The following is a 23,013-nucleotide window of genomic DNA, read 5'->3' as shown; positions in this document are numbered from 1 at the left end:
AGGGGCAGGTTGCAGGTTCGAATCCTGCCGGGGTCACCATTAGTTTCATGCAGGAAGTCTGGACAGTCGCCAGCCAGTGGGATGGCGCCGATACGGTGCTTTGGGCCGGGCTAGTTCGCCCGTGTCAGGACGTCCCGAATAGCCGATGCCGTGTCGCTGATATTGGCTGGCGACAGCGTTGGGTGAACCATGAACATCAGGCTCGTCGCACCAAGCTCCTTAGCGACCGGCAGGCTTTGAGTGGGTCGCCAGCCCGTTCCGTCGAACGCCTTCTCCAGATAAATCTCGGAACAACTGCCCTGCATGCAAGGAATGCCCATGGCGTTGATCTCTGCGACGATCAGATCCCGCGTCCACCCTTGGGAAAGCCTGGTCTCGTCTACATAGGCATAGAGCTTGTAGAAGGCATTCTGGCTATCAGGTTGGGTCACTGGCATCCTGATACAGTCATACGCACCCAATGCCTCAATCAGCGCCTGAGCATTCGCGGCGCGCTTCACCGTCCACTCGGGCATCCGCGTAAGCTGTATGCGGCCAATGGCGGATTGCATTTCCGTCAAGCGCCAATTGGTGCCGAAGCTTTCGTGCAACCACCGAAACCCCGGCGCGTGGTTCTTGTTATAGACCGTATCGAAGCTTTTCCCGTGGTCCTTGAACGACCACATGCGATCCCAGAGAGCGGCGTCATTGGTGGTGACCATGCCGCCTTCGCCGCCGGTGGTCATGATTTTGTCCTGACAGAACGACCAAGCGGCAGCGTGCCCGATACCGCCAAGCGGCGTACCCTCGTAGGTGCCACCGTGGGCTTGGGCGCAATCCTCGATCACCATGATCCCATGGGCATCGGCCAGTGCCATGATCCCATCCATATCGCAGGGCCACCCGGCAAGGTGTACCGCTATGATGGCCTTCGTGTTGCCCGTAATCATTGGCGCGATGGTTGCTGCCGACATATTGCCACTGTCGCGATCCACATCGACGAACACCGGTTTTGCCCCAGCGTTGGCCACTGTGGATACAGAGGCCATGAAGCTGCGAGGCGTGACGATCACCTCGTCCGAGGCGTCGCCGCCATAATGCGCCCCGATGCCCATACCCGCCAGAATGAGATCTAGCGCAAGCGTTCCATTCGCCACAGCAATCGCATGAGAGGTCCCCGCGAAACTGGCGAACTCTTGTTCGAAGGCGCGGCCCTCTTGACCCGTCCAGTAGTTGACCTTGTTTGACAGAAGAACGCGTTGAACCGCGTCAGCCTCTTCTTGAGTGAATGAGGGCCATAGGGCGAACTTTTTACTGATCACGTCATCTTCCTCGCAGGAACGCCGCAAACACGTGCGCCGGATTCAATGTCTTCAACGACGACAGACCCCGCACCAATGACAACGTCATCACCGATGCAGATACCTTCCCGAACCACCGCCCCAATGCCGATCCAACTCCGCTTTCCGATACGGACATTTCCAGCAAGCCGAGCTCCGGGGGAGACATGCGCGAAGTCGCCGACAACGCAATCATGATCTATGCTACATGCAGTATTCAGGATGACACCTTTCCCGATCCGGGCGTCGGCGTTTACAATCGCCCCGGCAACCAACAGGGACCCATTTTCGACTACGCTACTTGGCGACGTAATCGCGGAAGGGTGCACGAGGACCGGAGCATCGTCCAACTCAAATGCGCGAAAAATGCCCTCGCGGGCAGCATTGCTCCCAACGGCGCAGAACGTTGGAAAGTCACTTTTCTCGGGCTTTCCCTGCACCTTCCAAGATCCGATACTTGTTTTTTCAGGCCAAGCGTCGTCCAGGAAAGCGATATTATCATACCCAGACGCGATCGCAGTATCCGCCACGACTTTGCCATGCCCGCCTGCGCCTATGATAAGCATAGTCTTCATTCGGTGCCCGTGAACTTGGTCATCGTGGCTTCCCCATCCGCTGAAATGCCATCTTTCTTGATAACTTTCCCGATCGTCATCCAAATGATCTTTAGATCAAGCCAAAGCGTCCGGTTGTCGACGTACCAGACATCTAGCTCGAACTTTTCTTCCCAACTAATCGCGTTGCGCCCATTGACCTGCGCCCAACCCGTGATCCCCGGCCGGACCTCCATGCGGCGAGCCTGTTTGGGAGAATAGAGCGGGACATATTCCATCAACAGAGGCCGCGGGCCGACCAAGCTCATCTCGCCCTTAAGAACATTCCACAGTTCCGGCAGTTCATCTAGCGAACTGGAACGCAGTTTGTGACCCAGTGCAGTGATACGCTCCGCATCCGGAAGGGGCTTTCCGTCCGCGCCTGCAGCATCGCGCATGGACCGAAATTTAACCATCTTGAACGGCTTCGCATCCTTTCCCGGACGCACTTGGTGAAAGAAAACGGGCTTACCCATGTCCTTGCCAATACGGAGAACGAGGACGATAAAAATCGGGGACAGCAGGAGCAACCCAAGGGACGCGCCAAGGATGTTGAAGAGGCGTTTCATCCTTCGTCACCTTTGACGTGGGCCGTCGCACCGGTCACCCAAGACACCCAACGGTCGCCCAACAACTCTCGGCTAAACTCACGTTCTGCCAGATCAACAGCATTTTCGCCCATTTCAGCAAGAGCGCTTCTATTGTCTGCCGCAGCCTCTAAAGCGTCAGCGAACGCATCTGAGTCATCCGGCTGAACGGCAAATCCGCACCGATTTTCAGTCACCATTTCGGCGACCCAACCGGGATAGTTATTAATGACTGGCAACCCAGCAGAGATGTAATCGAAGAATTTATTGGGAGACGTGCCAAAATAGAACGCCGGTACATTGCGCAATACCTGTAGCCCAACGTCGGCACCTGCCATTAGTCCGGCCAGCTTCACTTTTGGCACAGGATCAAGAAACAAGACGTTGGCGATGTTCTCAACCCGAGCCCGTTCTTGAAGTTTTGCTTTTTCGCGGCCTTGCCCGACAAGCGCAATACGAATGTCATCTCTGCCTCTGGCTTGAAGCTCCCTCGCCGCATTCAAGACTCCATCAAGTCCATTGGCGTTGCCGTGGGTGCCGGTAAAGATCGCGAGCAACTGTTCGTCGGTCAAACCATCAGGGCGCCATGCCTCGTCCGGCGTTTTAAATAGATCAAGATCGCATCCGTTCGGCACCAGGGTAATGCGCTTTGTATCAACGCTCCGCGCAGCGATGCCCTCTTCAATCCCAGGCGACAGGCCGATTAACCGATCCGCAGAGCGGTAAGATGTCCATTCCAGAACAGACATCAACCAAAGTACTACGGGGTTCGTGATAACCCCCATAGCTTTGGGTAGCTCTGGCCACAGATCACGGACCTCGAAAACAAAGGGCTTCCGACGAAGCCACCGCGCAAATATTCCAGGTATTCCCGCTGTCAGAGGAGTGGTGGTTGCGAAAACCAAGTCACAGGGTTCCCGCAGCGCAACTCCGATCGACCCGATGGCAAACTTGGCAAACACACCTACGCGTTGCGCGAAGCCCATGTGGTTGCCGTAGTCCAACTCAAACTCAATGACATCGATCCCGTCGACCATGCCGCGTCGCCTCCCCTTTTCAAAGGAACTGGTTAACCCCGTTTTACCCTGAGCGTAGCTACCGCAAACTATCGTGACGCTATGGCCGGCCCGAATAAGCGCCTGCGCCATTCCATACGAACGCGTACCTGCAGATCCTTCCGGTGTGGAAAAGTGTTGGTGAAAATAGAGGACATGCATGATCAGAAGGTGACTTTCGTGATGAGTACTCCAGGCGGAGCAGAAAACTGAGTAGCAACATGACTTCAGAATCCAGGATTTTTCATTTCGAATCTGACGCAAACAAAAAAACACTCCCGACAAAGATAAAAAATAAAGCGTATCTTTCGAAGTTGCACTCCGCAACACAGAGAACGGCAAAAAGCACTACAAGTTCATCGACACCGCCATCAAAATTATATAGTAAAATGGAGAAATTATCGTGTAGGAAAAAAGCTGTGCGACTAGCAATGCCACGGTGATGTCATCGAGGCGCTCAGACTTATCTAGAAATCTAGAAACAATCGGATCCACATAAAATGCTAGTACTACAGTCCCCAAACCATTAAAAAGGCCCAAAAACTGCAATATCACTGGCGCGAATTCGGAGTACATAATGGCTAAGATGTTAAGGGAAAAAATAGATGCTCCGAACACGAAATATATCCAAGAAGCCATCGTTATGAGGCCTCGAAAATCTGATAAAATGCCTCCTACGCTCGAAATATCAGCAAGTCCGCTTTCGGCCTTACTAAAGCCATCAGATATCATATAGGACGAACAAAACCCCAATCTAAGGCTTCGAATAATACTACTGCCCTTTAAGAACTGCTCGGCAACCGCACAGAAGTATCGCAAAAATTTCCTTCTTTTAAAAACAATGAGCAACTGAATAACACTGGCACACAAGTACGAAAATAATATTGCCAAGAATATACTCGGCGCATCATTCTGAATGACAAAAAAACCGAGTACAGGCGGATAGAGAAAAATCATCAATCTCTTCAAGGTATTCATTACTTTTTCTATCGACGCGCCAAATGCGTTTAATCCGACTACGGAAGCCGAGGAGCGCGATATAATCGCCATGGAATCGAAGAACGCGTATGCCGAGAAAAATATAGCTACAAAAGTTATTAGAACGACGCTCAATTCACCGCCCCTTCGCGACTGGGTAATTTCCAAGAACTATTGGCAATGCAACCAAGAAATGCCAATTTCCCATATCTCCCGTAAAAAGAAGCGAGACGCAAATAGTGATGAACACACACCTGCCCAGCCTCGAAGAACGTAAGTATATTAACCAAAAAAGAACCCCGAAAAATACAGCCCCAACCAACCCGTGCTCACTTAAAATCTCCGCGATAATATTGTGAGGATATACTATTCTTTCACCAAATTGAAATGATATCATTGAATTCGAGGCCCAGTTGCCCAGACCCATTCCAAAAAACGGGCGCTGCGAGAACATTTCCAAAGATTCCAACCACATAAGTTGCCGAACACCAACGGAGCCAAAGTCCGAGGCAAGAAGTGTCCCCGAAATCATTCTTTCAAGAACAAGAAATCGACTGGGAAAAAGGTTGTTCGCAACAGCAACGTACCCAGCCAGCCAAAAAGCCGCTACAATGACCGGTAAACGATAATACTTCCCCCCGGATGTCATTAAGTATGTAGCACCAATCATATATCCAATAAGAGGTCCCTTTGACTCCGTCCAGAATAGAGCAAGCAAAAATATTACTGCTAAGGAAATATACAGGATTCTAGACCCTTCCCGTTGAACATCTAAGCAAAGCAATGACGAAACAGCCATTAACCAGCCGAAAATAATTGGACCATTTAAAAAGAACCTGACCTCTCGATCCCAAAATCCAAAATACCATTTGTAGGCTATTGTAAGCACCAAGACGAATATTGCACTTACAATAAGAGACCTGCGAAGCTCCACGGCATCATGCACCTGCACCGCTCTTCCAAGGATAAATACTAAGCCACTTGCGAATACTAACCCATCCAGCTTTCCCAACGCGAGTATAATACTGTCGGCTCTCAAAAATTGAATGATGCAGTAAAAAACAACTGTAGCGAAAATACAGTAAAGAGTGCGCTGTGCTCCAGTTCTCGACAACACTGCCAAGACGATACTCGATAGAAGTGCAAGGAATGTCAGAAACGCGGATACCAGAGCCCTTTCAATCGTAAACACATCCGCCAGTCCCAGCCCACCACTAGAAATGGACAAATAAAGCGCAAACGCCAGCACCACGCTAGAGAGTTTGTTACGCCACTGCTTCACCAATTCCTCCCGGAGAACAATGTTTTTACAAAACTTTCTATCGTCATTTTTGAAATTATACACCGCGGTAGAAATTCGACCTTCTTTTGCATTCCCTTTTTCATCGCCACGCCGGCCTTTGATTTGACTTATATCGAAACGAACGGTGCGAATTGAGATTATTGGGCCAATAATCCATCCAGTTAGTGGTTGATGGCTTCAAACCCAAACACCCCGCACATCCACGATACGGCCCTCAGGAACCGGGCTGGATTTGAACGATGCGTGGTCGACAAGCATGACATGTACATCAGCTTGAACGTCGCCCAAGGAAACCATGTGCGCGTCGCCAAATCCATCTGGAATTGCGTCAATGTTCGGCTCAACCACAAAGAGCTTCCCTTGATGGGCATGAGCGATGTTGCGCGCGATCTCTAATGCGGGGCTCTCGCGCAGGTCGTCAATGTCTGGCTTGAATGCCAACCCGTAGATAGCAATTACAACATCTTTCGCTGTCTTGTTTGGATGCGAACTGAGATGCGCACCAATCGCCGCATGAACTTTGTCGATCACCCATTCGGGCTTGGCATCATTCACCTCACGCGCTGTCCGGATCAGTTTCGCTTGGTCCGGGGCCGACGAGACAATGAACCAAGGGTCAACAGCAATACAATGTCCGCCGACACCGGGACCAGGCTGTAGAATGTTAACGCGGGGGTGGCGATTGGCGAGAGAGATCAGCTCCCACACGTCCATGTCCAGCTTGTCGCAGATGATGGACAGTTCGTTTGCGAAGGCGATATTTACATCGCGAAAGCTGTTCTCGGTCAGCTTTGCCATTTCGGCAACGCGCGGACCGGAGGCTATGACGCACTCTCCGGTAACAAAGTTCTGATACAGGCGAGCGGCGGTCTCGGAACACTTCGTCGTCACGCCACCAATCACGCGGTCATTGGTGATCAGTTCCTGCATGACCTTTCCAGGCAGAACACGCTCGGGGCAATGCGCAATACGTATGTCAGACGCTTCACCCGCGGTCTGTGGAAGAGTCAGATCTGGGCGAGCTTCTGCCAGCCAGTTCGCCATTGCTTCCGTCGCCCCAACAGGGGAGGTGCTCTCGAGAATTACAAGATCACCTGTCTTGAGAACTGGAGCGATCGCGCGCGCGGCGGCCTCGATATACTTAAGGTCGGGCTCATGGTGTTCGCCCTTGAAAGGGGTAGGCACCGCGATCAGGAACGCCTCGGCTGGTTCAGGATCAGTTGTGGCCTTGAGGTATCCTTCTGTGACGACGGCCCGCACCACCATATCGAGGTCCGGTTCTACGATATGGACCTCACCGCGATTGATTGTGTCGACCGTGTGCTGATTCACATCAATGCCGATGACCTCGATCTTACGAGAGGCAAACATCGCGGCAGTGGGGAGGCCGATATAACCCAATCCTACGACGGAGATCTTTTTGAACGTCGGCTCGGCCATAATTATTGCACCTCACTACTGTTGAAGAAGGAAATGATAGCGTCACGGATGCGCTCAGAAGCCTGTCCGTCACCATATGGATTGTGCGCACGCGACATTTTTGCGTAGGCCGCGGCGTCGTCGAGAAGCAGGGTCGTCTCTCGGACGATCAGGTCTGTATTTGTCCCCACAAGTTTCACTGTTCCAGCGTCGACCGCCTCAGGCCGCTCGGTGGTGTCTCGCATCACCAATACCGGCTTCCCCAAGGACGGCGCTTCCTCCTGCACGCCACCGGAGTCCGTGAGAATAATGTCCGCTCTCCTCATCAAGTGGACGAAAGGCAAGTAGTCTTGTGGAGGAACAAGTTTGACCCGCTTTAACGACCCAAGCAGTTTCTCCACCGGGCCCTTCACGTTTGGATTAAGATGCACAGGGTAGATAATCTGGACATCTTCCCGCTCCGCAATTTTTGAAAGCGCCCTGCACATGCGCTCAAATCCGTCGCCAAAACTCTCTCGGCGGTGCCCGGTGACAAGAATGATGCGCTTGGCCGGATCAATACCAAACTCGGCGTCGAATGCCGCGCTTCTTTTCGGATCGTCCTCAAGCCTTCCCACGACATCAAGCAAGGCATCGATGACTGTGTTTCCGGTAACAGATATTGTCGTGGAATCTACGGCTTCGGCTCGGAGGTTGCTGGCCGATTTTTCCGTCGGTGCAAAATGAAGCCGCGCGATCGTGCCGGTGACTTTGCGGTTAATCTCTTCTGGCCAAGGCGAATATATGTTGCCGGTACGCAACCCCGCCTCGACGTGCCCGACCGCGACCTGCTGATAATAAGCCGCCAGAGAGGCAGAGAGAGTTGTGGTGGTTTCTCCGTGAACCAGCATCAAGTCGGGAGAAAAGCGTTCCAAGATGGGTTTAAGTCCCGCGAGCACAGCTGCGGTGATTTCGGTCAATCCCTGACCCGGCTTCATAAGGTCCAAGTCGTAATCAGGTGTTATTCCGAACAGTCGCAAGACCTGATCCAGCATTTCACGGTGTTGAGCAGTCACCGCGATACGCACGTCAAGGTTTGGCGTATCCTTGAGCGCCGCATACACCGGCGCCATTTTGATAGCTTCTGGTCGCGTGCCAAACACCAATAGGACTTTTTTCATGTAAACTGCTCTGCTTTCAAAGGTTCTGAACTTATCAATTTATTCTTTTTGGAGAGGATCCATCTCCGAGCTCAACGCCTCAATCTCTGCCTTCAGTGCCTCGTACTCGGCCATTTTCCGGGCTAGGAATGACCGCGTTAAAGCCGCGCGTTTTGCGATGCCCTTCGGTGTTAGCACATAGGCATAGCGCCGCTTGTCCTTCGCTCCAGTGAAATTCCCAAGCTTCACTAGCCCTTTATCGACTAGCGCGTTGAGCACGTAATTCATTCGCCCGACGCTCACACCCACAGCTTTGGCGAGATCACGTTGCGACATCTCCGGGTTGTCCTGAAGCAATCGCAGGATGCGAAAATGCATATCTTCTTGAAGTTGGGAGCGTGTCATGTGGCAGTGATCTTCGAAGGCTACCGCAGTAGCGCTGCCTTTGCGGCGCCCTGCGGGAAGAATGTTGATGGTCCAGCCAGGCGCTTCATCGTTCAATTTTGAGCGCTATCCAAATAATCACATTCAAGCAATGCCAAAGTTCGCTTGGGCAACACTAAGCGCGTGTTATACTTGGTCGAAATAGTACGAAACGCGCGGCTGTTTCACGGAGATTGCCAAGTGGGACCGAATAACATCGGCATGCAGGTTCAGTGGTTCTTGGCCCAGGTGAAGCCAAACAGCGCCTCGATTGCGCAACGCAATCTCTTGCGGCAAGGGTTCGAGACGTTTCTACCACTGGAAGAGGCTACTCAAGCGCGAAATGGGTCGTTTGTGACCACGCATCGACCTGTCTTCCCCGGTTATATCTTTGTTGCTGTCAATGCCGCGCAAGGTGCGTGGAGGGCCATAAATTCGACGCAGGGCATTACACGGTTGGTAAGCTTTGGGCACGATCCCGCAACCGTTCCCCCGGATCTGATCAAGGCGCTAAAGGCACGGTGCGGTGCGTCGGGGTACCTGGTTTCGGAAAGCGAAATCTCCAGCGGCGATGCCGTTTCCTTCACCACAGGCCCCTTTGTCGACTTTGTCGGAGAAGTTGAAGAAACAGACTCTAAACGGCGGGTTTGGGTCTTGCTGGAGCTACTGGGTGGGCAGGCACGGGTGGCGGCAAAAGAGGGTCAGTTACGAACGATCTAGGACCGGTTCGAACGTCTCTTACTCTCGTCCCTTGCGACCTTGTCGAAAGCGTTCGGCACGGCGATCAGGGATTTTTCCGCAATGGCGGAAAAAGCGCTTCCACTGGTAGATCGTGGCACCACTGCTCGTACTTTACTTACCGCAAACACCGTCAGGCAACCGCCCATACACATCCCCCGAATTTGCCGCATTGGGGAGCTGCGCGATCACCGTGGTCATCGCTTCGGCGCTGATCCAGTCGGTGTGTCGCAAGGCATGTTCCTCTCCTAGGCTTAGGTTGAACTCGTATGCGCCAAGCTCGGTAAGGCGTGACAGGCAGGCGAAAGCGACCGCGCGTTGGATTGTTGTCACCTCGAAGGACAGTGCTTTCACGGGGGTAGACAGACCTGCAAGAACGGCGGCTTCATGTCCCTCCACATCAATCTTGATGAACGCGGGCGTGCCGTGGGTGGCGATCAAGTGGTCAAGCGTCACCACCGGCACGCGGATCGTTCTGTCCCATACCTGCCCGGCCCACTCCCGCGTGTCGTCGGCGGCCTCTATCAACTCGGCCGAAGCTGTGGAGACGGTAGGGTTGCTGGTGTTCAGGTGCAGGGCGATCTCTCCCATCGCGTCGCCCACGGCCTCGGGGCGAAGGGTCACTTGGGCGTCACGTCCGTGGATCAAACGCAGGGCGCGAAAGACGTGAGGTTGCGGCTCTAACGTGATCACTTTTGCGCCGAGACGGCGGAAACTGGCGGTCCGGTCCCCCACATGGGCACCCACGTCAAAGACCAAATCCCCCGGCCTCACGAAGCACGCATTCAGGCGATCCATCCGCGCCGTGCGGGCGGCGTCGCGGTAATACACATCCAGCGAATGCCCAATCGCGCTACCCATCGAGTTGGTCCAACACGCCCCCGGCCACGGCTGCTGTGTCCCGCCATGTGGGCAGCGCCGCGCCCGCCTTCAGGGCCGCGCGTGCCATGCGTTTTCGCAAGGGGACATCGGTCATTAGCCGGCCCAGAGCCCCCGCAAATTCGCCTGCCCGCTCCGGGGTCACCAAGAGGCCAGCGCCCTTGGGCACCGTATCCGGCACCGCGCCGGTCGCACATGAGATGATCGGCAATCCCCAAGACAGGGCCTCATCAAAGACCATGCCATAGCCCTCATACCGCGTCGCCAGCGCGAAGATGGAGGCCGTCGCATAAAGGCTATCCAAGACGTCCTGCGACACGCGCCCCATCAAGGTGACCCTGTCGGATAGGTCCAAGTCCGTGACCAAGCGGGCCAAGGCCTCGGCATGGGGGGTGTCGTGGATAGATCCGACGATGGCCGCCCGCCACGGCAGATCGCGGACCTCGGCCAAGGCGGTGATCAACACGTCATGGCCCTTGCGTGGATGTTGCAGCCCCACCGACAGGATAAGCGGCGGATCAACGGGCGCGGGCGTGCCGCCGCTCACGTCTGTCCCCGGTTGCGCGATGGTGATCTTGTCGCCGGGAACCGCATACTTGCCGCGCAGGATCGCGGCGGTGTGGCGACTGGGGACCAAGACCCTTTCTGCCATCGCCAGATTGGCCTTTTCCGTCGCAAACAGACGCGCGCGCGTGGCCGGGTCAAGTCCGGTCTCCAGTGCCAGGGGATGGTGAATCATCGCCACAATCGGGGCCTTCACTTGGGCCAGACCCTTGGGATCAATGGCGCCATAGACCAACCCATCAAGGATCAGAGCACGGCTTGGGTCCAACGCGGTCAATTGGGCAATCGCATCGGCCATGTCTTCGGGCGTGGGGTCAGGAAAAGACGCGCCCAACGCGATGTGGGTCACGTCATGACCAAGGTGGCGCAGCTCCTCCAGCAGTCGACGCTCGTAGATGTAGCCTCCGGTGACGGTGTTGATATCACCGGGAATGGCGAAGGCGGCAGACCGTTTCATTGCAATTGCTCCGGCGCATAGGTAGCCATTACGCGGCGTTCCAGCCAGCCGACGCTTGCATAGCCAAGCGCAGATAGGACCGCGACCAGGACCACAGCGCTCCATAGCATGTCGTAATCCGATTGCGACGCCGACAGTGCCATCAGGCTGCCGATGCCGTTGCCCGTGGCCAGCCATTCCACCACCGTCACCGCAAGGACGGAAGCCGGGACATTCATCCGGGCCGCTGCAAAGAAGGCCGGCAACATGGCAGGCACCTGCACACGGACAAGCACGGTCAACGGGCGGGCGGCATAGCTTCGCATCACGTCGACCACCTGCCCCGGCGCTTGGCTCAACCCGTGAAGGCAGGCCACAAAGGTGGGAAAGAACACCATGATCGCCACGAGGGTGATGGTCCCCACCGCACCGCGCCCCGTTACCAGAACCACAAGCGGCGCCGTCGTAATAATCGGCACCGAGCGGAGCGCGATGGCCAAGGGCATAGCCGTACCCGCCACTTTCGGCACCAAGACGATGAGCATAGCGAGGAGTGCGCCCGCGCCCAGCCCGGCGGCGTAGCCGGGCAACAGGAACATCGCGGTCTCTGCCAATGCCGTCCGCAGCGTGGCCCGCACCAACGGCGCGTCAGGGGCCAGAAACAGCGCGTCAAAAACCTCGACCGGGCCTTTGGCGAAGAACGGGCTGATGCCCAGAATCTTCAACCCGCCCCACCAGACCAAAAGCAGCACTGCCACAATGCCCAACAGCGCCAACACGGCATTTCCGCGCCGGTCCGCCCGTGGCGGTGACAGGATCACCGGAGGCTCCCCTTGCATGAACCGCCGTGCGATCCAGCCAATGGCCCAGAACCCGGCGACGGCCACCACTGTAGCCACCACGGCCAAAGCCCATGTCATCTCTACATTCATGGCGCGCATGGCGCGGATCGTCAGCACCCCCATGCCGCGCTCGGCCCCGGTGAACTCGCCCACCATTGCGCCCAGAAAGGCGGCAGGCGCGGCGATCTGCAATCCGGCGATGAAGTAGGGCAAAGCCGCCCTGGCCCGCACATGGACCAGCGCGGCCCACCGTCCGCGCCCATAACTGTGCACCAGATCAAGCCACCCCGCAGGAACCGCCCGCAAGCCCACCAGCAGAGGGATCAGCGTTGTGTAATATACCGCCAGCGCCGCCAGCACGATTTGTGGCCCGTCCCCCGGCCCGAACACGACCCTTAGGATCGGCCCCGTTGCCACCAGCGGCAGGCAGAACACCACCAGGGCCAAACCCCGCACCATCGCGTCACTGCGCGGCCAAACCGTGGCGATTACGGCCAGCAGCACCGCCGCCAGGTTCCCGATGATAAAACCCGCCACCGCATTGCCCAATGTCTCGGCCAAGGCGCGGCTCATCAGACCTGCGTTGTCATAGAGATAGCCGAGAATGGCCGTTGGCCCGGCCAGCACGAAGGTATCGGCAAGGACGTGGGCAAGCCCCTCCCACACCAGCACCGCGATGATAGACCCCAGCCATGGCATGTCAGGCCAATGGGCCGCGCGGCTTCGCGTCATTGGGCGGCCTTGGGCATCGTTTCTGCCATGCCACCCGACAGAGCGTCATAGACCCGTTCGACGATCCCCGCGAAGTCCGGCGTGTGAACTACATCCAAGGGACGCGGGCGTGGCAGATCGACGGGGATGTCAGCCACCACACGGGCCGGGCGCGGCGACAGAACGATGACGCGGTCACACAAGGTTACCGCCTCGCGCACGGAATGGGTGACCAGCACCGTGGTGGTGCCTCGCGCCTCCCAAATGCCGGGAAGGTCGTTGGCGAGTTGTTGCCGGGTTAGCTCATCTACCGCGCCAAAGGGCTCGTCCAGCAGCAACAGGTCTGGCCGCGTCGCCAAGGCCCTCGCCATGGCAGCCCTCTGGCGCATACCGCCCGAAAGCTCTGCCGGGCGCGTCTCGGCAAAGCCGTTCAGACCCACAAGATTGATAAGTTGGTCCACCTCGGCCTTGTCGACGGGCTTGCGGGCCAAGGATAGGGCCAGGTCGATATTCCCCCGCACCGACCGCCACGGCAGCAGGGACGGATCTTGAAACGCCACCGACAACCCCGCCTTTCGCAGCGTTTCGGCGGGCGGCGCGCCGCCGATGGTTACCGTTCCGGCAGAGGGCGGCTCTAACCCCGCAACGATCCGCAACACCGTGGACTTGCCGCACCCCGACGGGCCGACAAGGGCCGTGGTTTGGCCTGCCTTGAAGGTCAGGTTCAAAGGGCGCAGAGCCTCTACCCCGCCGGAGTAGGTTTTTGCCAGATCAATGCAGATAACCTCGGTCGACATGGGTTAGCCATGGACCTCTTCCAGGATCGAGCGATCCCAAAGGTCGGCCGTCACGTCACGATCCAACAACGCCAGCGTCTCGATGTTCGCGGCGACGGTTTCATCCGTCCACCAGCCAAAACCATTCGCGTCAGTGAGGTCCGAGAACATCAACGGCACTTGCCGCGCGGCCTGCAAAAGCTGCGTTTCCCGGTCCAGCCCCGCGTCGGGGAACATTCGCAAGGTCAGGTCAGTCGCGGCCTCGGTATCGGCGCGGTACGCGTCCCACCCCGCGACTTCGCCCGCCATCAGGGCCACGATATCGGCGCGGCGGTTGGCAATGCTGTCCTCGGTCGCGATGTAGGTTTGCGAATGCACCGCATAGCCGTGGTCGGCCAGCAGCATCGTGGTGTTCTCGATGCCCTGCACCGTCAGCGCGACGGGCAAATCGGTTTCCCACGACAGCAGGCAATCGACCTCTCCTGCCACAAGCGGTTGCGGCGAATACTGGGTGGGGATCACCTCTATCGCGTCAAAATCCACACCGTTCAGGGTGCAAAGCGCCCGCAGAACGGGTGTATTCGCCAAGGCCATGCCGATGCGTTTGCCTTCCAGATCGGCGGGCACATGCACCGGATTGGACGTCAGCGAGGTGATCGCAAAAGGGTTGTTCTGCATCGCCACGCCAATGATCTTGAACGGCGCACCCTCGGCCACGGCGGCAGCGGTGTAATCAGCCGCCGATATCCCCACCAGCGCAGTGCCCGCCACAACGGGCGGCTCTACCGGGGCGTTAGGCCCGCCGGGCAGCAGAGAAACTTCAAGCCCCGCATCACGCCAGAGGCCACGGTCAAGCGCGATATAACTGCCCGCGAATTGCGTCGAATGCAGCCACGACAATTGCAAACTCACCTGTGACTGCGCCATGGCCGCGCGGGGCAGAAAACCCATCGCGCCAGCCGCAACGCCGGAGGCAAGGATATGGCGGCGAGTCAGGCCGTTGAATGGGGGCATCACAATCTCACTTCTCAAAGTTTCGCGCGGAGCGCCTGCCACGCCGCATTGTTAACCAATTAGCTCATCGCCGTCCAAACACAGGCGCGTTTGGTCGTAACCACGTCAGGATAAGTCCCGGAACGACGGTGCACAGGAACACGAGGCCAAAGGCGACGCTCGTCGCCAGTCCCGCGCTCATCGACGCGCCGATCAGGGGGAACAGCACCGCCGCCGCCCCTTCCCGCAACCCCCAACCACTGATCGACAAGGGTAGGACCATCGCTAACAAAATCAACGGCACCAGAGAGATCGCTGCAAGAAGTGGCAAAGCCACGCCGAGGGCCATGGCACAAAAGCCGAAGGCGGCGATGTTACACAATGCGGTGCCAAGGCTGAGCGCCGCTTGCTGTCGCCAGACAGCAGGCGCGGTGACGGCGTAGCGAAAGCTGCGCAGACCGCGCCCCACCGCCGTGTCCGCCCGCGCCTGCCACCATAATCCAAGCGCCGTGATGCAAAGCGCCGCCGCCCCGATCGCAACGGGCACGACAAGCCAAGTAGGCCATGCCATGCCCGTGGGCACGATCAGGGCCAGCAACAGCCCCGTGCCCAAAACCGTCAGCAAACCCAGCTGTCCCGCCAACCGCTCGAACACCACCGCTTGGCCCGAGGCGACGAAGCCCGCCTGCCCTCGCGCCCGCATCGCGCGGCTGGCGTCACCTGCGACGCCGCCCGGCAGCGATTGGTTCACGACCTGCGACAGATAGTATTCGCGCAGAGCCTCGGTCACTGACATCTCAATCCCCAACCGCGCCGCGGTGATCCGCCACCGCAAGGCCGACAGTATCGTTTGCAACGTCAACGCCAAAGCCGCCACCGCCAGCCATCCCGGCTGCGCATTTCGCATCAATGCAAGCGCCTCTGCCCAATCCACAGCGCGCCACAAGAGCCACAGGATTGCCCCCAGTACGGCCAACTGTAAGGCTCTAAACACCCATTTAGAGCCTGTTTTCCGCATCATTCCGCAGGCCCTGAATGTACGTCGACCTGAAAGGCACTCAGCACGATATCGCGCACCTCATCCATCGCCAAAGCCGGTGATCCCGCGTCTGGCACCAAGCCTTCAGACGGGGCGATTTGCGCCAACGCCGAGACTAAATGCGCGGGTCCGATCACGTGGACCGGCACCTCGCGTCTGTCATCCAGACCAATGAAACTCGCCGCCTGATGATCCCCGATCACGATCATCAACGGCGGGTTTTCCGCATGAATTCGGGCGTAGTCGAACACCGCCTGCAGGGCGTAATCCACGGCCAACCGATATTGGAACCGCACCCTTTCCCGGTCTCTCCAAACGACCTCGGGCGTATCGCCAGAACTGGCCACCTCGTTGAAAACAGCGCCGTCGCCGATGTCATCCCATGCGATCAAGTCAGGCACAGGCACCCAGGGCGCGTGGGACGAAATCAGCGCTATCTGCGCGAACAGATGCCGCGTTTCCCCCCTCTGTCGCAACAGGCGGTCCATCATGGAAAGCGTGTACTGATCAGGCATGGTGACCCAGTTGAACGGCAACCCGGCGTAGCCCAGATCATCGGCATTCAGGATCGTCTCGAACCCCATCCCGCTGGCCTCCGGCCAATCAAGGGTGATTGCAGGCATCACCGCAGCGGTACGCAAGCCGGCATTGCTCGCATAGTGAAATAACGTCTCTCGTTCGCTGGTTAGAGCCGCGCCATAGCGCACCTGGTTATTGATCCACATGCCGTTAGAGACAGTCGAATGCGCCAGCCAACTTTGCCCCCCATGGGTGGGGGAGGTCAGAAACCCCGACCGCATGGAAAGGCCCCGTTCACGGAGGATCGCGTCATAGGCCGCAAGGGTTTCGCCATGAACCTCTGCGTAATAGGGCGTATCGAAACTGGTTCGCCCATAGCTTTCCACGAAAAGGATCAGCACATCCCGATCGATGATCTCAAACAGACCCGACGCGCCCGCATAGGGATCATTGGCGACCTCCTCTCGGAACGCGCGCAACTCGGCCAAGGTCTGGCGCACGGTGACCACACGCTCCACCCCGACACGGGCGGTAAAGGCCGTTCCCGGCATGCGGGCGGGGGCGTTCCAAACGTCCATGGTGTCGCCGACTTCAGCCACGACAACCGCCATCGCCACCAGCGCAGCGACCCCGGCCCCACGCGCCCAGAGCGGCCCCACCCCGATCCTGGCCCATACGCCCATCGCCCACCAAAGCGCCCGCGCCAGCATCGCCACGCAAAGCACCACAACCACGAAGGCTCCCGCCGCCAGCAGCCCCCCAAGCGTGCCCGACAAAAACCGGAACAAAGCCGCCACCAAAGGGAAATCCGCCACCGGGTTAAACCCCCGTGACAGCGTGTTGAAACTGACGAAATCGGCGCCCTTCAGCACCGCAATCACAGTCAGCAGAGCCGTCAAAACCGCCCTGACAAACAGCCCAACCCGCCCCCTCCCAAGGGCCATCACCGCCAAAACGATAGCAGGCAGCTCCAGAGGAAACGCCCACAAAGCGCCCCATGTCATCGCCTCGGGATGGTTGGGCTGCACCAACACCAGATGCAGGATCGCCGTCGCAAGGATCAGCCGCAGGGCGCTCATCCCCTTGCGCCGGATAGGTGCCGGACGTCCACCCAGAATGACCAGATCAAAGCAACCGCCGCCGCGCCCACGAAAACGCTCGCAACCGGCGCAGGCACCAAGGGGCATAGCGCCGTGATCAGGGCGGTGATTTGCACCACACATACGACTTTGCGGCTAAAGCGCTCCGGCAAGGCGCCATTCAACGAAGGGAAGGGAAACTGCGCCACCCAAAAGGCATAGCGAGGCAGGCCAAGGATCACCACGTAAGCGCCAACTGTGCCGCTCTGCCAAACCAGTAACGCCAGAACCAGCGCAAGGAGAGAGTCGACCTCCATATCGAACCGCGCTCCAAAGGCCGAGGCGCGCCCCTCTCGCCTTGCCAGCCACCCGTCCACACCGTCGAGCGCAAAGGCAACCACGGCCACGCCAAACACAGCCCACGACAGCGCGTATCCCGACATCAGGACAGCAACCAACACGGAAACCAACGCAAGGCGTGCAATCGTGGCCCCGTTGCACAGGCCAATGGTTCGGTGCGCAAACCGCTCTCTTACCCCGTTAAGGGCCAGCGCTATCACGACCCCATAGAGGCACATGCCCCCCAGAATGCCCGGGGAATTGCCCAGCAAAATCCAGCTGACCCCGGCGACAAAGCAGCCCCCGATCAGCCCCACGACGGCAAACTGCGCCGCTACAGAAAACCGCGCCAGCCCCACGTCAGAGGATTTGTCCAGGTTAGCCATGAGTTGCTTTGTCGACACCGATCTGCTTCGTTTTAAGGCATTAAAGATAATTTGGTCCGTTCCTCGCGAACCACAATTGATAATGCAAAACAGGGTAAGGCGAAAATGACAACTCCGACAGATACATACCGTGCCCCCGCGCGGTGGCTTCATTGGCTGATGGCGCTCTTGATCATCCCGATGATCATCGGCGGGGCCACCATGATCCAGGAAGGCCTGCCCCGTTCCCTCCAAGACACGCTGTTTATCTCCCACAAAAACGTCGGGTCACTCCTCCTGCTTCTGATCGTTGTGCGCCTGATCTACCGCTGGCGAAATACTCCCCCAGCCGAACCAGCCCATCTTCCCGCTTGGCAGATCAAAATCGCGAGCCTCACCCACGTTGCCCTCTATGCTTTGCTGCTCGTCATGCCCCTCGCCGGCTACATCCGCGTGCGCGCCGGTGGCTTCCCAATCGAAGCCCTGGACGCCATGGGCATCCCCGCCCTCGTCCCCCGCTCCGATGCCTTGGCCGCCGTGGCAAAATCCATCCACTTCTACGGCGCTTGGGCCCTCGCAATCCTCTTGGCCATGCACATCGGCGCGGCGCTTCAACACGGTCTCATCAAACGCGATGGCGTCTTCTCCCGCATGTGGCCCCGGTCTGGCTAAAGCGCCCCCGACGCGCCGCTTGGGTATATCAATAGTATATCAATTTGTCCCCTTCATCTTTCTGGCCCCTTCATCTTTTCAAAAATATCGTCAGGGGGGTCCGGGGGATGAAATCCCCCCGCTTGGTCGCCGTGCATTGCGCGGCGAAACCTCTCACTTATCCTGACTCCCAAAATAGAACAAACTATGAACATATATCCCCATGGGATTCGCAGAACTCACCATCACCTCCAACTTCACCTTCCTCACCGGCGGCTCCCACCCCGAGGAATACGCCCGTCGTGCCGCCATCCTTGGCATCGACGCCATCGCCATCGCCGATGAGAACTCCGTCGCTGGCATCGTGCGCGCCTGGTCCGAACTGCAAAAGATCCAGGCCGAGATCGACGATGCCAAAATCGCGGCTCTCGACCCCATCGGGCCGCCCAAACCTGCCCATATTCCAGCCGCGCCCCGTGCCAATATCGACCACGTTCCCCGCCTTCTGCCGGCGTCCCGCCTGATCTTCTCCGAAGGCCTCCAGATCACGGCTCTGCCCCGGGATCGTGCCGGATGGGCCAGCCTGTGCCGCCTTCTCTCCACCGGGCGCCTGCGGGCCGAGAAGGGCGCGTGCATCCTCCACCTCGAAGACCTTCTGGCGCGACATGAGGGGCTGGAGCTTCTCCTCCACGCCCCGCGCCGTGCCACCAAGGGCTGGCGGGACGCTGCCCGTCGCATCACCCCCTTGTCCCCCTGGCTGTGCCTCTCGCCTCAATACGATGGGCAAGACAGCGCCCGCTTCACCGCCCAGGCGCAACTGGCCCGGACCCTTGGCTTGCAGACCATCGCCTCGGCCCGTCCCCTGATGCACCACGGCGCGCGGCGCAGGTTGACCGATGTGCTCACCTGCATTCGCCAAGGCATCAAGGTCGAAGACCTTGGCACCGCCGCCCAAGCCAATGCCGAACAACGCCTGCGCGGTCTGCCTGAGATGCAGCGCATCTTCCAAGGCCACGAGGCGGCGCTGGCAAACACCCTCATCGTGGCCGATCGCTGCCAGTTTGATATCGCCAGCCTACGCTACGAATATCCTTCGGAAATCGCCGATGGAGAAACCGCCGCCGACAGGTTGCGGCGCCTTGCCCAGGACGGGTTGCACTGGCGCTATCCCCAAGGCGTGCCCGAGAAAGCCACCAAACAGCTCAGTCACGAACTCTCTCTCATCGCCAAACTGGGGTACGAGCCTTATTTCCTGACCGTCAACGACATCGTCGCCTTCGCCCGGTCGCGCAATATCCTGTGCCAAGGACGAGGCTCTGCGGCCAATTCCATCACCTGTTACGCCCTCGGCGTCACCTCTGTCTCGCCCGAGATCGGCACCATGGTGTTCGAACGTTTCGTGAGTGAGGCCCGTAATGAGCCCCCTGACATCGACGTCGATTTCGAACACGAGCGCCGCGAAGAGGTTATCCAACACATCTATGAACGCTACGGCCGCCACCGCGCGGGTCTGTGTGCCACGGTCATCCATTACCGCAGCAAACGCGCCGTGCGTGAAGTGGGCCGCGCCATGGGCCTGTCCGAAGATATCCTTTCAGCCCTGTCATCCCAAATCTGGGGATCATGGTCCAACGCGGGTCCCGAGGTTGCGCGCCTGCGGGAAGTCGGGCTCGACCCCTCCAGCCCGCGCCTTGTTCAGACCCTTCAGCTGATCCAGGACATCATCGGCTTCCCCCGCCACCTGAGCCAACACGTGGGCGGCTTCGTGATCACCGAAGGCCGGTTGGACGAGCTGGTGCCGATCGAGAACGCCAGCATGGACGACCGCACCGTGATTTGCTGGGACAAGGACGACATCGACGCCCTCGGCATCCTGAAGGTCGATGTGCTCGCTCTGGGCATGTTGACCTGCATCCGAAAGGCGTTTGATCTGCTGCAAATCCACCACCAGACCGATTACTCGCTGGCCACCCTGCCACCCGAAGACCCCGCGACCTACGACATGCTGTGCAAGGCCGATAGCCTTGGGGTGTTCCAAGTCGAAAGCCGCGCACAGATGAACTTTCTGCCCCGGATGCGGCCCCGGTGTTTCTATGATCTGGTGATCCAAGTGGCCATCATCCGCCCCGGTCCCATTCAGGGCGATATGGTGCATCCTTTCATCCGGCGGCGGAACGGCGAGGAAGAGGTCAGCTTCCCCTCGGACGCCCTGGGTCAGGTCTTGGGCAAAACCCTTGGCGTACCGTTGTTCCAGGAACAAGCGATGCAGATCGCTATTATCGGGGCGGGGTTCTCTCCTGAAGAAGCCGACAAGCTGCGCCGCGCGCTTGCAACGTTCAAAAAGCACGGCAACGTGTCCGAGATGCGCACGCGCTTTCTGCGCGGGATGCGTGACAACGGCTATGACGATGACTTCGCCGAGCGGTGCTTTAGCCAAATTGAGGGGTTCGGCGCCTACGGCTTCCCGGAATCCCACGCTGCCAGCTTCGCTTTGCTGGTCTATGCCTCCAGTTGGCTGAAACGCCACCACCCCGGCATCTTCGCCTGCGCCCTGCTTAACGCGCAGCCCATGGGGTTCTACGCCCCCGCCCAAATCGTGCGCGACGCCCGTGAACATGGGGTAGAGGTGCGGCCGATCTGCGTGAACCGCTCCCATTGGGATAACGTGATGGAACGCACCGAGCGCGGCGCGCTGGTCCTGCGTCTTGGGTTCCGACAGATCAAATCCATGCAGGAAGACGAAGCCGAATGGCTGATCGCCGCCCGTGGCAATGGCTATACGTCGGTGGAAGATGTCTGGCGTCTGGCCGGGGTGGAGGCCAAGATGCTCACGATCCTGGCCGAAGCCGATGCTTTCGCCGCCCTTGGGATCAGCCGCCGCGATGCCCTTTGGGCCGCCCGTGCCCTGACCCCGAAGCAGGAACTGCCCCTGTTCAAGGGCGATCTGGACGGAGAGGGAATTTTCGAGCCAGCCGTCGCCCTGCCGCAGATGACCGAGGGGGAAAACGTGGTGGAGGACTACGTCTCCATGCGGCTGACCCTGCGCACACACCCAGTGGCGCTGATCCGCGACCGCCTGAGCCCCGGCATCGACCCTCGGCTCCTGACCGCCCCCGCCCCGCGCGCCTCGCAAAAGCCTTGCAAGGCTTTTGACGCGCCTTCAGGCGCGTGACAGCTTTTTGCAAAAAGCTGCCAAGGCCCTTGCAAGGGCCTTCCCCCTCACAACCCGTACTGCGTCGCTTTTTCGCCGACCATGCGCATCACGCGCACCAGCTGTTGGCTGATCCCCAGCTCGCTCAGGGCGTGGCCCGCGTTGCGCACCATATGCAGCCGGCCTCCCGGCCATTTCGACGCCAGTGCATGGGCCGAAATCGGCGGGCAGATCATGTCATAGCGTCCCTGCACGATCGTGCCGGGGATATGCGCAATCCGGTGCACATCGCGCAGGATTTGGCCGTCTTCCTCCAGAAAGCCCTTGTTGACAAAATAGTGGTTCTCCAGCCGCGCAAAGGCTCGGGCATATTCCGCCGGGCTTTCACCGCCATGTCCATCGCTGTTCATCGACGCCAGCGCATTTTCCCACGCGGCCCATGACCGGGCAAAGCGGGTTTCAAGCATCAGATCGCCCGAGAACAGGCGGCGGTTGTAGGCGGCAATGAAATCGCCCCGCTCCTCTTCGGGCACGAGGCTGACGAAGCGTTGCCATTGCTCGGGCCAGAACTGCCCGGCCCCGCCGCCGTAGAACCAGTCCAGCTCTCTCTGCATCGACAAGAACACGCCGCGCAGCGCCAGATAAGCGACCGATTCCGGGTGCGTCTCGGCATAGACCAGCCCCAGCGTCGCGCCCCAGCTGCCGCCGAACACCGCCCACCGCTCAATCCCCAGCGTCGTGCGGATCTTCTCGATATCCGCCACAAGATGCCACGTCGTGTTATCCGTCGTCGAGGCATGGGGCCGCGACCGTCCGCAGCCGCGCTGATCAAACAGGATGACGCGCCAGATCTCGGGGTCGAAATACCGCCGCATCGCCGGGCTACAGCCGCCGCCGGGCCCGCCGTGCAACACGACCACAGGCGCGCCGCGGGGATTGCCGCATTGCTCCACATAAATGTGATGTCCATCGCCCACGTTCAGAATCCGCTGATCGAAGGGCTCAATCGGCGGAAACAAATGCGAAGCTGTGCTCTTTTGGCCCGAGAACTTATCCATATCCGTCCTATATAGAACGTGACGTTGGAAACGACACGACACGATTTTTGCCGACCC

At 58.6% G+C, this 23,013-nt stretch carries 21 protein-coding genes; 3 read left to right on the top strand and 18 right to left on the bottom strand.

Annotated features, from left to right (window positions below):
* Nucleotides 1-110: 110 nt before the first annotated feature.
* The 9 genes from AADW23_RS04155 to AADW23_RS04115 form a co-directional block, all read right to left on the bottom strand.
* Nucleotides 111-1,301: a DegT/DnrJ/EryC1/StrS aminotransferase family protein gene (locus AADW23_RS04155; RefSeq protein WP_341863271.1), complete on the bottom strand. Its 1,191-nt coding sequence runs from the start codon at nt 1,299-1,301 to the stop codon at nt 111-113.
* Complete coding sequence (locus tag AADW23_RS04150) at nt 1,298-1,894, bottom strand: acetyltransferase (RefSeq protein WP_341863270.1); 597 nt, start codon at nt 1,892-1,894, stop codon at nt 1,298-1,300. Before AADW23_RS04150 ends, AADW23_RS04155 begins: the two co-directional genes overlap by 4 nt.
* Nucleotides 1,891-2,481 (bottom strand): sugar transferase, encoded by a 591-nt coding sequence (locus AADW23_RS04145; RefSeq protein WP_341863269.1) that lies wholly within the window; start codon nt 2,479-2,481, stop codon nt 1,891-1,893. Before AADW23_RS04145 ends, AADW23_RS04150 begins: the two co-directional genes overlap by 4 nt.
* Nucleotides 2,478-3,716, bottom strand: coding sequence for a glycosyltransferase family 4 protein (locus tag AADW23_RS04140; protein WP_341863268.1), 1,239 nt, complete (start codon nt 3,714-3,716; stop codon nt 2,478-2,480). Before AADW23_RS04140 ends, AADW23_RS04145 begins: the two co-directional genes overlap by 4 nt.
* A gap of 186 nt (nt 3,717-3,902) precedes the next feature.
* Nucleotides 3,903-4,667 carry a hypothetical protein gene (locus AADW23_RS04135; RefSeq protein ID WP_341863267.1) on the bottom strand — a complete coding sequence of 255 codons (765 nt, stop codon included), beginning with the start codon at nt 4,665-4,667 and terminating at the stop codon, nt 3,903-3,905.
* Between the two features lies 1 nt (nt 4,668).
* The gene (locus tag AADW23_RS04130; RefSeq protein WP_341863266.1) at nt 4,669-5,814 is read right to left on the bottom strand and encodes an O-antigen ligase family protein; all 1,146 of its coding nucleotides are present in this window, start codon (nt 5,812-5,814) and stop codon (nt 4,669-4,671) included.
* 198 nt (nt 5,815-6,012) lie between these two features.
* Nucleotides 6,013-7,275 (bottom strand): UDP-N-acetyl-D-mannosamine dehydrogenase, encoded by a 1,263-nt coding sequence (wecC, locus tag AADW23_RS04125; RefSeq protein WP_341863265.1) that lies wholly within the window; start codon nt 7,273-7,275, stop codon nt 6,013-6,015.
* Nucleotides 7,276-7,277: 2 nt separating this feature from the next.
* Entirely contained in the window at nt 7,278-8,414 is a 1,137-nt protein-coding gene (gene wecB, locus AADW23_RS04120; protein ID WP_341863264.1) for a UDP-N-acetylglucosamine 2-epimerase (non-hydrolyzing), read from the bottom strand.
* A gap of 39 nt (nt 8,415-8,453) precedes the next feature.
* Nucleotides 8,454-8,894 (bottom strand): MarR family EPS-associated transcriptional regulator, encoded by a 441-nt coding sequence (locus tag AADW23_RS04115; protein ID WP_341863263.1) that lies wholly within the window; start codon nt 8,892-8,894, stop codon nt 8,454-8,456.
* A 123-nt stretch (nt 8,895-9,017) separates the two neighbouring features.
* Here AADW23_RS04115 and AADW23_RS04110 point away from each other — a divergent pair, with 123 nt between their 5' ends.
* Nucleotides 9,018-9,536 carry a transcriptional activator RfaH gene (locus AADW23_RS04110; RefSeq protein ID WP_341863262.1) on the top strand — a complete coding sequence of 173 codons (519 nt, stop codon included), beginning with the start codon at nt 9,018-9,020 and terminating at the stop codon, nt 9,534-9,536.
* A 132-nt stretch (nt 9,537-9,668) separates the two neighbouring features.
* Here AADW23_RS04110 and AADW23_RS04105 read toward each other — a convergent pair whose 3' ends face one another.
* From AADW23_RS04105 to AADW23_RS04070, 8 genes are all read right to left on the bottom strand, one after another.
* Complete coding sequence (locus AADW23_RS04105; protein WP_341863261.1) at nt 9,669-10,415, bottom strand: FkbM family methyltransferase; 747 nt, start codon at nt 10,413-10,415, stop codon at nt 9,669-9,671.
* The gene (locus tag AADW23_RS04100) at nt 10,408-11,454 is read right to left on the bottom strand and encodes a glycosyltransferase family 4 protein (protein ID WP_341863260.1); all 1,047 of its coding nucleotides are present in this window, start codon (nt 11,452-11,454) and stop codon (nt 10,408-10,410) included. The genes AADW23_RS04105 and AADW23_RS04100 overlap by 8 nt, the downstream gene beginning before the upstream one ends.
* The gene (locus tag AADW23_RS04095; protein ID WP_341863259.1) at nt 11,451-13,007 is read right to left on the bottom strand and encodes an ABC transporter permease subunit; all 1,557 of its coding nucleotides are present in this window, start codon (nt 13,005-13,007) and stop codon (nt 11,451-11,453) included. The genes AADW23_RS04100 and AADW23_RS04095 overlap by 4 nt, the downstream gene beginning before the upstream one ends.
* Nucleotides 13,004-13,783, bottom strand: a complete 780-nt coding sequence (locus AADW23_RS04090) for an ABC transporter ATP-binding protein (RefSeq protein ID WP_341863258.1) — start codon at nt 13,781-13,783, stop codon at nt 13,004-13,006. Before AADW23_RS04090 ends, AADW23_RS04095 begins: the two co-directional genes overlap by 4 nt.
* Nucleotides 13,784-13,786: 3 nt before the next feature.
* Nucleotides 13,787-14,776, bottom strand: a complete 990-nt coding sequence (locus tag AADW23_RS04085) for an ABC transporter substrate-binding protein (RefSeq protein ID WP_341863257.1) — start codon at nt 14,774-14,776, stop codon at nt 13,787-13,789.
* 64 nt (nt 14,777-14,840) lie between these two features.
* Entirely contained in the window at nt 14,841-15,776 is a 936-nt protein-coding gene (locus AADW23_RS04080; RefSeq protein WP_341863256.1) for a lysylphosphatidylglycerol synthase transmembrane domain-containing protein, read from the bottom strand.
* Complete coding sequence (locus AADW23_RS04075) at nt 15,773-17,392, bottom strand: sulfatase-like hydrolase/transferase (protein WP_341863255.1); 1,620 nt, start codon at nt 17,390-17,392, stop codon at nt 15,773-15,775. Before AADW23_RS04075 ends, AADW23_RS04080 begins: the two co-directional genes overlap by 4 nt.
* A complete protein-coding gene (locus tag AADW23_RS04070) occupies nt 17,389-18,117 on the bottom strand; it encodes a CDP-alcohol phosphatidyltransferase family protein (protein ID WP_341863254.1) in 729 nt (242 codons plus the stop codon). Before AADW23_RS04070 ends, AADW23_RS04075 begins: the two co-directional genes overlap by 4 nt.
* 105 nt (nt 18,118-18,222) lie before the next feature.
* Here AADW23_RS04070 and AADW23_RS04065 point away from each other — a divergent pair, with 105 nt between their 5' ends.
* Both AADW23_RS04065 and AADW23_RS04060 read left to right on the top strand, forming a co-directional pair.
* Nucleotides 18,223-18,768 carry a cytochrome b gene (locus AADW23_RS04065; protein WP_341863253.1) on the top strand — a complete coding sequence of 182 codons (546 nt, stop codon included), beginning with the start codon at nt 18,223-18,225 and terminating at the stop codon, nt 18,766-18,768.
* A 202-nt stretch (nt 18,769-18,970) separates the two neighbouring features.
* On the top strand, nt 18,971-21,919 hold the full coding sequence (locus AADW23_RS04060) for an error-prone DNA polymerase (RefSeq protein WP_341863252.1): 2,949 nt from the start codon (nt 18,971-18,973) through the stop codon (nt 21,917-21,919).
* Nucleotides 21,920-21,966: 47 nt separating this feature from the next.
* Here the strand turns inward: AADW23_RS04060 and pip are convergent, their stop codons facing one another.
* Complete coding sequence (gene pip, locus AADW23_RS04055; RefSeq protein ID WP_341863251.1) at nt 21,967-22,956, bottom strand: prolyl aminopeptidase; 990 nt, start codon at nt 22,954-22,956, stop codon at nt 21,967-21,969.
* Nucleotides 22,957-23,013 lie beyond the last annotated feature (57 nt).

Origin of the sequence: Gymnodinialimonas sp. 57CJ19, assembly GCF_038396845.1 — a bacterium.
Taxonomy (GTDB): domain Bacteria; phylum Pseudomonadota; class Alphaproteobacteria; order Rhodobacterales; family Rhodobacteraceae; genus Gymnodinialimonas.
Note: the sequence above shows the minus strand (reverse complement) of the source record. Positions and strands in the feature narration are given on the sequence as shown.